Source organism: Immundisolibacter sp. (assembly GCF_028696615.1).
Classification (GTDB): Bacteria; Pseudomonadota; Gammaproteobacteria; order Immundisolibacterales; family Immundisolibacteraceae; genus Immundisolibacter.
On the sequence record NZ_JAQVGQ010000107.1, the window covers coordinates 1 to 8,815 of the forward strand.

The 8,815-nt window shown below is 65.6% G+C and carries 7 protein-coding genes and 1 pseudogene; all 8 read left to right on the top strand.

What is annotated here, in order from left to right; all coding sequences use genetic code 11:
• Positions 1–280: pseudogene (locus PHC73_RS08315) on the top strand (hypothetical protein); the annotation flags it as partial.
• Between the two features lie 456 nt (positions 281–736).
• On the top strand, positions 737–1,024 hold the full coding sequence (locus PHC73_RS08320) for a GIY-YIG nuclease family protein (protein WP_300126657.1): 288 nt from the start codon (positions 737–739) through the stop codon (positions 1,022–1,024).
• Positions 1,025–1,462: 438 nt separating this feature from the next.
• Positions 1,463–4,873: a DEAD/DEAH box helicase family protein gene (locus PHC73_RS08325; protein WP_300126659.1), complete on the top strand. Its 3,411-nt coding sequence runs from the start codon at positions 1,463–1,465 to the stop codon at positions 4,871–4,873.
• 447 nt (positions 4,874–5,320) lie between these two features.
• Positions 5,321–5,548 carry an FmdB family zinc ribbon protein gene (locus tag PHC73_RS08330; RefSeq protein ID WP_300126661.1) on the top strand — a complete coding sequence of 76 codons (228 nt, stop codon included), beginning with the start codon at positions 5,321–5,323 and terminating at the stop codon, positions 5,546–5,548.
• Positions 5,549–5,584: 36 nt separating this feature from the next.
• Positions 5,585–5,926, top strand: a complete 342-nt coding sequence (locus PHC73_RS08335) for a (2Fe-2S) ferredoxin domain-containing protein (protein WP_300126663.1) — start codon at positions 5,585–5,587, stop codon at positions 5,924–5,926.
• 176 nt (positions 5,927–6,102) lie between these two features.
• On the top strand, positions 6,103–6,354 hold the full coding sequence (locus tag PHC73_RS08340) for an Arc family DNA-binding protein (RefSeq protein ID WP_300126665.1): 252 nt from the start codon (positions 6,103–6,105) through the stop codon (positions 6,352–6,354).
• Complete coding sequence (locus PHC73_RS08345) at positions 6,351–6,773, top strand: type II toxin-antitoxin system VapC family toxin (RefSeq protein WP_300126667.1); 423 nt, start codon at positions 6,351–6,353, stop codon at positions 6,771–6,773. Before PHC73_RS08340 ends, PHC73_RS08345 begins: the two co-directional genes overlap by 4 nt.
• 49 nt (positions 6,774–6,822) lie before the next feature.
• Positions 6,823–8,727 (top strand): DUF262 domain-containing protein, encoded by a 1,905-nt coding sequence (locus tag PHC73_RS08350; protein ID WP_300126669.1) that lies wholly within the window; start codon positions 6,823–6,825, stop codon positions 8,725–8,727.
• Positions 8,728–8,815: the final 88 nt, after the last annotated feature.

An 8,815-nucleotide genomic window follows, 5' to 3' on the forward strand; every position in this document is an offset into this window, starting at 1 on the left:
GGAGGCCATCGGGCGGACCACTCCGGGCGTCACCGAGGCCGAGTTGGGTGGCATCTGCAACCAGGTCAAAACTTGGCCGCACGGTGCGATCAAGGCCGCATTGAGGAACCTCTACGGTTTCGCCAGCGACTATCCGGGGATTCGCCACGGCGGCAACCCCGCAGGCGCGCTGCGCCCGGTGGACATGCGCGACATGGTGGCCATGTCGATACTGCTCGCCGGCTTCACGCCGTATTTGAGCAGCGCGCTCGACGCCGACGCCGTGTACCGCGGCGGTTGAGGCAGCCTCATGCAAACCACCGCGCCTTCCACGGCGAGCCATGACACGGTGCGCCCACCCCGCCGTCGTTCCGGCGCAGGCCGGAATCCACTGGCTATTCTGGACCCCGGCCTACGCCGGGGTGACGAAGGGGGCCGGTGTGGCAACCGGGGTGGCGAAATGCGGGTGGCGTGCCGGATCGTCGCGTTTTGCCCCGCTGCCTGGGGAAGCGGCCTTGCCTCCCGCCAGCACCGCGCCTTCCGCGGCGAGCTGTGACACGCTACGCCCACCCCGCCGTCATTCCGGCGCAGGCCGGAATCCAGTGGTTTCTGGACCCCGGCGTTCGCCGGGGTGACGAAGTGGCAGGGGTGACGTGGTGACGGGTGGATCGGCCTCCCGGTTGTCGTTGGGGTGTGCAGGCAAGCGGACTCGCGAAATGTCGAAAGCGCATCGCGCGTCGGCGGACACCAGACAGCCATGAAACAGCCGTGTGTCTATTTGCTGGCCAACCGTCGTAACGGCACGCTGTATGTGGGTGTGACGTCGGATCTCATCAAGCGGGTGTGGGAGCACAAGAACCATGTCGTCGAGGGGTTCACCAAGAAGTACGGAGTCGACCGCCTCGTCTGGTACGAGCTGCATCAGACCATGGAGTCCGCGATCGGGCGCGAAAAGGCCATCAAGGAGTGGAAGCGGGCCTGGAAACTAGCGTTGATCGAGAAGACCAATCCCGAGTGGGACGATCTTTATGAGCGGCTGCTGTAACTGGACCCCGGCTTTCGCCGGGGTGGCGAAGGGGGCCGGGGGTGGCGAAATGCGAGCGGAACCCGCCGTCATTCCGGCGCAGGCCGGAATCCAGTTGGTGTTCTGGACCCCGGCTTCCGCCGGGGTGACGAAAGGGGGCGGGATGACCAAGGGGCGCGGGGTGACGAAGGGGCCCGCTGGTATCCCGGCGCCGGCCGTGAGGAATTGCAACCGTGAGCGGCGATCCGCAATGTCTGTTAGGGCAGCGGCAGATGGTCGCATGTAAGCCTATGATCCATAAGAATCTTTTTGAGTGCGAATTGCAACCTGCTTGGGGTAGGTTGCAATCCCGAAGCAAAACGTTGCAAACGCCCGTCGGGTAAAGGCGTTCCAGCCTTTGACGGGGTTCACCGTGGCCGCCATGCCAAAGGCTGGTTATTGCAAAAGGAGCATCGACGAGTGAGCCAGTTCGCCTTCCTCCACCGCGAATGGCCCGCCGTGTTCGAGGCGGCGACGAGCGCCGAGGGCGCGGTCCACGCCGATCCGCGCACGGCGTGCTTCTACGCCCGGCGCGCGCTGGAGCTGGCGGTGCGCTGGGCGTACAAGGCCGATCCGGGCCTGAAGCTGCCGTACCAGGACAACCTGTCCGCCCTGATCCACGAGCCGAGCTTCAAGCAGACCGCCGGTGAGGCGGTGTTCGGCAAGGCGCGGGTGATCGTGACGCTCGGCAACCGCGCGGTGCACAGCCACAAGTCGGTGCCGGCTGCGGATGGACTGGCGGCGGTGCGCGAGCTGTTCCATTTTTGCTACTGGCTGGCGCGCACCTACGGGCGCACCGGCCGGCCGGTGCCGGACCTGGCCTTCGATGCTGCCGCGCTGCCGCCGCCGGCGCGGGCGGCGGCGCAGACGGCCGACCAGTTGCAGGCGCTGCAAGACCGCCTGCACGCGCAGGACGAGAATCTCGCCGCGCTGCTCGCCGACAAGACCGCGCTCGACGAGGAGCTCCAGCGCCTGCGCGCCGAGGTGGCGGCGGCAAGGCAGGCCGCCGCCGCGCAGCCCGACACGCACGACTACTCGGAGGCGCAGACCCGCGACGCCTTCATCGACCTGCTGCTCCGGGAGGCGGGCTGGCCGCTGGATCAACCGCGCGACCGCGAGTTCGAGGTCGCCGGCATGCCGAACACGCAGGGCACGGGCTTCGTCGACTACGTGCTGTGGGGCGACGACGGCAAACCGCTCGCGCTGGTGGAGGCCAAGCGCACGCGCCGCGATGCCCGCGTCGGCCAGCAGCAGGCCAAGCTCTATGCGGATTGCCTGGAGCAGCAGTTCGGCCAGCGGCCGCTGATCTTCTACTCCAACGGCTACGAGCACTGGCTGTGGGACGACACCCGCTACCCGCCGCGCCGCGTGCAGGGCTTTTACAAGAAAGCCGAGCTGGAACTCGCCATCCAGCGACGCGGTACGCGCCGGGCGCTGGCGCAGGCGCCGATCAGCTCCACCATCGTCGAGCGCCACTACCAGACGCGCGCCATCCGCCGCGTGGCTGAGGCCTTCGAGCGCGACCACGAGCGCAAGGCGCTGCTGGTGATGGCCACCGGCGCCGGCAAGACGCGCACGGTGATCGCGCTCAGCGACCTGCTGCTGCGCTGCAACTGGGCCAAGCGGGTCCTGTTTCTGGCCGACCGCGTGGCGCTGGTGACCCAGGCGGTGAACGCCTTCAAGGCGCACCTGGCGGATGCCTCGCCGGTGAACCTGGTCACCGAGAAGGACAAGGAGGGCCGCGTCTACGTCTCCACCTATCCCACCATGATGGGATTGATCGACGACGCGGCCGACGGGCAACGGCGCTTCGGCGTGGGGCACTTCGATCTGGTGATCATCGACGAGGCGCACCGCTCGGTGTTCCAGAAGTACCGGGCGATCTTCGACTACTTCGACGCGCTGCTGGTGGGCCTGACCGCCACGCCCAAGGACGAGGTGGACCGCAACACTTACGGCCTGTTCGATCTCGAAAACGGCGTGCCGACCGACGCCTATGGACTGGAAGAAGCCGTGCGCGACGGCTACCTGGTGCCGGCGCGGGCGGTGTCCGTGCCGCTGCGGTTCCAGCGCGAGGGCATCCGCTACGACGAGCTGTCCGAGGACGACAAGGACCAGTGGGACGCGCTGGAGTGGGACGAGGACGGCAATGTGCCGGACCGCGTCGAGGCCGACGCCGTCAACAAGTGGCTGTTCAACACCGACACCGTGGACAAGGTGCTCGCGCACCTGATGACGCGCGGGCTCAAGGTGGCGGGCGGCGATCGCCTCGGCAAGACCATCGTGTTCGCCAAGAACGAGGCGCACGCGCAGTTCATCGCCGAGCGCTTCGACGCCAACTACCCGCACCAGAAGGGCGCCTTCGCGCGCGTCATCACCTTCAAGACCGAGTACGCGCAAAGCCTGATCGATGCGTTCTCGCAGCGGGACAAGCCGCCGCACATCGCTATCTCCGTGGACATGCTCGACACCGGCATCGACGTGCCGGAAGTGGTGAACCTGGTGTTCTTCAAGCCGGTGCGCTCGAAGACCAAGTTCTGGCAGATGCTCGGCCGTGGCACGCGCCTGTGCGCGGACCTGTTCGGCCCGGGACAGCACAAGGAGAGCTTTTTCGTCTTCGACTACTGCCAGAACCTCGAATACTTCAGCCAGGATTTGCCCGGCACCGAGGGCGCCGTCGGCACCTCGCTCGGCAAGCGGCTGTTCGATGCGCGGCTGGAGCTGATCGGACAGCTCGACGCGCGGCTCGCCGCGGAAACGAAGGCGGCGGAACCCGTGCTGCCGCCGCCGGGCCATCCCGAGTCGGACGCCGAGGTGCGCGCGCAGATCGCCGCGCTGCTGCACCGGGAAGTGGCGGCCATGAATCTCGACAACTTCGTGGTGCGCCCGCACCGCCGCGCGGTGGAGAGACTCGCCAAGCCGGAAGCCTGGACCACGTTGCCCGCGGATGCGCTGGCCGAGCTGGCGCACGAGGTGGCGGGGCTGCCGTCGGAACTCGACGCCGAGAACGAGGAAGCAAAGCGCTTCGACTTGCTGGCGCTTGGCCTTCAACTCGCGCTGCTGCGATCCGAACCCGGCTTCGAACGCCTACGCAAGCGCGTGGTGGAGATTGCCGGGTTGCTGGAAGAGAAGTCCGCCATTCCGATGGTGCGCGAGCAGATGGCGCTGATCCAGGACGTACAAAGCGATGCCTGGTGGGAGGACGTCACCATTCCGATGCTCGAAACGCTGCGGCGCCGGCTGCGCGCGCTGGTGCAGTTCATCGACCGCCAGCAGCGCAAGCCGGTCTACACGGACTTCGAGGACAAGCTCGGTGACGAAGCCGAAGTGAACCTGCCCGGCTTCGCGGCCGGCACTGATCAGGCCCGTTTTCGCGCCAAGGCACAGGCATTTCTGCGCCAGCATCTCGACCACGTGGCGATCGCCAAGCTGCGCGGCAACAAGCCGCTGACGGCGAGCGACCTTGCCGAACTCGAACGGATGCTGATCGACAGCGGCATCGGTGCGGCCGATGACATCCGGCGAGCCGCCGACGCGGCGCAGGGTCTGGGTCTATTCGTGCGTTCGCTGGTGGGCCTGGATCGCGAAGCTGCCAAGGCGGTGATGAGTGGCTTCATCACAGGCAGCACTCTTTCCGCGAACCAGCTCGAATTCGTCAATCTGGTGGTGGACCACCTCACCGAGCACGGCGTGATGGACCCGGCGCGGCTGTACGAATCGCCCTTCACGGACCTCACACCGCGCGGACCGGATGGCCTGTTCCGGCCGGCGGAACTGGACGAGCTGGTATCCAGCCTTGCCGCGGTACGAGCCTCAGCCTTGGCGGCTTGACGCGCACCCGGTGTCTTTAATGGCCGCGTGGCCTTGTAGCTACGGGTCTATCTCGAACGCGTTGCTCCTGACGAGTGTCGAAGTTGAAATCGGGAAGTTGGCCGCCACGCCAGTGGCTCGTCGATCTCGTCAAAGGCCCTGTCGAGGATGCACAGCAGCTGGGGCTTAGTGCGCGGGGAGCCCGACACCGGGTCGTAACGGCGCTGCGGTGACGGCGCGGCGCACAACGGGCGGCATCCCAGATGAATAGTTCTTCATCGTCCCGCTGCCTGATCCGACCTCAAATCCAAGTTGACCCGATACCCGCGTCCCAAAGCCGACAAACGCAACACCCGCCTCCTCCCTCGCCCCTTCTTTTCAGCGCCAAATCAGCCCATTAACCCTCGGCCCCGATCTTGCTTTGGCTGCTGGGCCGGCGCCGTGCCGGCGTTACCAGCGGCGACGCCCATGCCCATCTTCGACTTTCACTGCGAGGCCTGCGGCCGGACCTTTGAGCTGCTGATGCGCACCGATCCACCGGCGTGCCCGCACTGCGGCAGCTCGCACGTTGCCAAGCAGGTGTCGGCGCCCCACGCGCCCGGCAGGTCGAAGGAAATCCTCGCCAGCGCCCGCCGCCAGGCGGCGCGCGAGGGGCATTTCAGCCATTACGCCCGCTCGGAAAAGCCGCGCGTGTAGCGCGGCTGCGGATACCCCACGCCGCCAGGAGGCGCCATGTCCAGCGAAGCCTGTGAGTTGCCCGCCGTCTTTCGCCACCACGTGTTCTGCTGTTACCAGCAGCGGCCGCCGGGCCATCCGCGCGGCAGCTGCGGGGCGAGCGGCGCGGCGCCGTTGTGGGACCACCTCGGCAAGCAGTTGCAGCTAAAGAACCTGCCTGACGTCGGCATGGCGGCGACCGGCTGCCTGGGCTTCTGCAGTGCGGGGCCGCTGATGGTGGTCTACCCGGCCGGCGTCTGGTATCAGCCGAGCTCCACGCAAGACATCGACGAGATCGTGCAGACCCACCTGGCCGGCGACGGCATCGTCGAGCGGCTGGCGGTGATCCTGAAGCGCTGAGCGGCAAGCTGAAAGCGGCCGTCCGAGGCATTGCCGGACTGTTGAATGGGAATGACTGGCCGACAAACCCCGGCCTGACGCGCACCGGCAAAGGGTCCACGAGCCAAAACCATTGCGGGGGGTGACATCAAAAACATAAAGTGACTGCACTGGGATCGCCACGGAGGATTGAATACATGGCCTCGATCACCGTCCGCAACCTGCCCGACGAAGTACACCGCGCACTGCGCGTGCGCGCCGCCCTGCACGGGCGCAGCACCGAGGCCGAAGTGCGCGCCATTCTGGAAGAGGCGGCGAAGCCTGCCAGGCGCATCCAACTGGGTTCACTGCTGGCCGATATCGGCCGTCGCGCCGAACTGAGCGAGGAAGACCAGGCCGTGTTCGAGCAACGGGACAAGACCCCCGCCGAACCCGTGCGTTTCGAATGATTCTGGTCGACACCAACGTCATCTCGGAGCCCCTGTGGCCGCAACCCAACAGCCAAGTGGTCGCTTGGCTGGACACCCAACCGCTCGAAACCCTGTTCCTGTCCGCCATCACCGTGGCCGAACTGCGCTTCGGCATCGCCGCGCTGCCGGCGGGCAAACGGCGGGACCGGCTTGGGGAAGACTTCGAGCGGCGCGTACTGCCGCTGTTCCTCGGCCGGGTACTCCCCTTCGACCTGCCCGCCACACAGGCCTATGCCGAACTGATGACCCGCGCACGCAGCGCCGGTCGGGCCATCGCCGCCGCCGACGGCTATATCGCCGCCACCGCGTCGGCCAATGGGCTCACTGTCGCCACGCGGGACACCGCCCCGTTCGCGGCGGCGGGTGTGAGCGTCGTCAATCCGTGGCTGGCGCCGTGACTGTCCTGACCGAAATCGACCATGGATAAACCAGCAAGGACTCCCGAACATGGCCGGCTCAACGTTTCAGACCAATCCTTATGACCTCTACAAGCTGCTGGAGGACTGCCATCGCGGCGTGCTGCAACTGCCGGACTTCCAGCGCAGCTGGGTGTGGGACGAGGAGCGCATCCGGAGTCTGATCGCCTCGGTCTCGCGCGCCTTCCCGGTCGGCGCGCTGATGACGCCGGACACCGGCGGCGAGGTGAACTTCAAGCCGCGGCCCGTGGAAGGTGCGCCGGCCGAAGCGCGAAATACGGCGCCACAATCGCTGTTGCTCGACGGCCAGCAGCGCATGACCTCGCTCTATCAGGTCACTCTGCGCAAGCAGGTGGTCGAGACACTCACGCCGAAGAACAAGAAGGTCAAGCGCTGGTTCTATATCGACATCTGCAAGGCGCTCGACCCTGCCATCGACCGCGAGGAGGCCATCGTCGGCGTGCCCGAGGACAAGGTGATCCGCAAGGATTTCGGCCGCGAAGTGGTATTGGACCTATCCACACCGCAGGGCGAATACGCAGCCCTGATGTATCCGGTGAGCCAGGTGTTCGACTGGGATCGCTGGCAGGATGGTTTCGGCGATTACTGGCGCGGCAATGAGCACGAGGAAAAGCGCGAGACGTTTCGCGCCTTCAAGCGCCAAATATTGGAGAACTTCAAGTACTACCGGGTGCCGGTGATTTCTCTGGATCGCTCGACATCCAAGGAGGCGGTCTGTGTCGTGTTCGAGAAGGTGAACACCGGCGGCAAGCCGCTGGACGCCTTCGAGCTGGTGACGGCCACCTATGCGGCGGATGGCCACGAACTGCGCAAGGATTGGTATGGCGACAACGAAACCAAGGGTCGGCACCGGCGGTTCGTGGACACGCTGCGCCCCGCCGATTCCGAGGAAGGCATCATCGCCCGGGTGAGCAACACCGATTTCCTGCAGGCGATCTCGCTCTTTTATACGCGCGAACGCCGCCGCGAGGCCGAGCGCGCCGGCAAAACGGGCAAGGAACTGCCGGCCGTGATCGGCAACCGGCAGGCCTTGCTGAATCTGCCGCTGGCCGCCTACAAGCAGTACGAAAAACAGGTCGAGGATGGCTTCGTGCGGGCCGCGAAATTCCTGCACATGCTGCATATCTACCGCGTATTCGACTTACCGTATCAGTCGCAGATCGTGCCGCTGGCGGCGATTCTTGCGGACATCGGCGATGCCTGGGAGCACGAGGCCAACCGCGCGAAACTGGTTCGTTGGTACTGGAACGGCGTATTCGGCGAGCTCTATGGTTCGGCGGTGGAATCCCGGATCGCCAGGGATTTCATGGAGGCTCCGCTGTGGCTGAAGGACGGACCCGAACCATCCACCGTGAGCGAGACCATCTTTCGCCCAGACCGTTTGAAGACCATGCGCATGCGCCTGTCGGCGGCTTACAAGGGAATCAATGCATTATTGATGAAAGAAGGCGCACGGGACTTCCGCTCCGGACAGCAGTTCGACCACATCGTGTTCTTTGGCGAAAACGTCGACATCCATCACATCTTTCCCCAGGACTGGTGCAAGGGGCAGGGCATCAAGCCGGCCGTATTCGACTCGATCATCAACAAAACACCGCTGTCATTCCGCACCAATCGCATCATTGGCGGCGTCGCGCCGTCGGAATACCTGGCGAGGCTCGAAAAGGGCGACAAGGAGAATCCACCCATCGAACGCCAACGGCTCGATGGCTATCTGCGCTCGCATCTGATCGACCCCGAGCTGGTGCGCAGAGACGATTTCGAGGGATTCATGGCCGACCGGCAGAAACGTCTGCTGGGTTTGATCGAGCTGGCGACCGGAAAGGCGGCCTATACCGGCGACGCCGTCGAAGAAGGATTGGACGTGGACGCCGATGAAGACACGCTTGAAGCGGAAATGATCATGCCCGGATGAATGATCGAGATGCGCGCGAGGAAAACCGGCCGCCGGGTTTCCCCCGCGGCCGGCGCTTTGTCGGCGGTGATCAGCGAATGATGTCGTA

Excerpts from the sequence above, each read along its gene's own strand:
- PHC73_RS08320 (WP_300126657.1), top strand. The coding sequence starts at position 737 with ATGAAACAGCCGTGTGTCTATTTGCTGGCCAACCGTCGTAACGGCACG.
- PHC73_RS08330 (WP_300126661.1), top strand. The coding sequence starts at position 5,321 with ATGCCCATCTTCGACTTTCACTGCGAGGCCTGCGGCCGGACCTTTGAG.
- PHC73_RS08335 (WP_300126663.1), top strand. The coding sequence starts at position 5,585 with ATGTCCAGCGAAGCCTGTGAGTTGCCCGCCGTCTTTCGCCACCACGTG.
- PHC73_RS08340 (WP_300126665.1), top strand. The coding sequence starts at position 6,103 with ATGGCCTCGATCACCGTCCGCAACCTGCCCGACGAAGTACACCGCGCA.
- PHC73_RS08345 (WP_300126667.1), top strand. The coding sequence starts at position 6,351 with ATGATTCTGGTCGACACCAACGTCATCTCGGAGCCCCTGTGGCCGCAA.
- PHC73_RS08350 (WP_300126669.1), top strand. The coding sequence starts at position 6,823 with ATGGCCGGCTCAACGTTTCAGACCAATCCTTATGACCTCTACAAGCTG.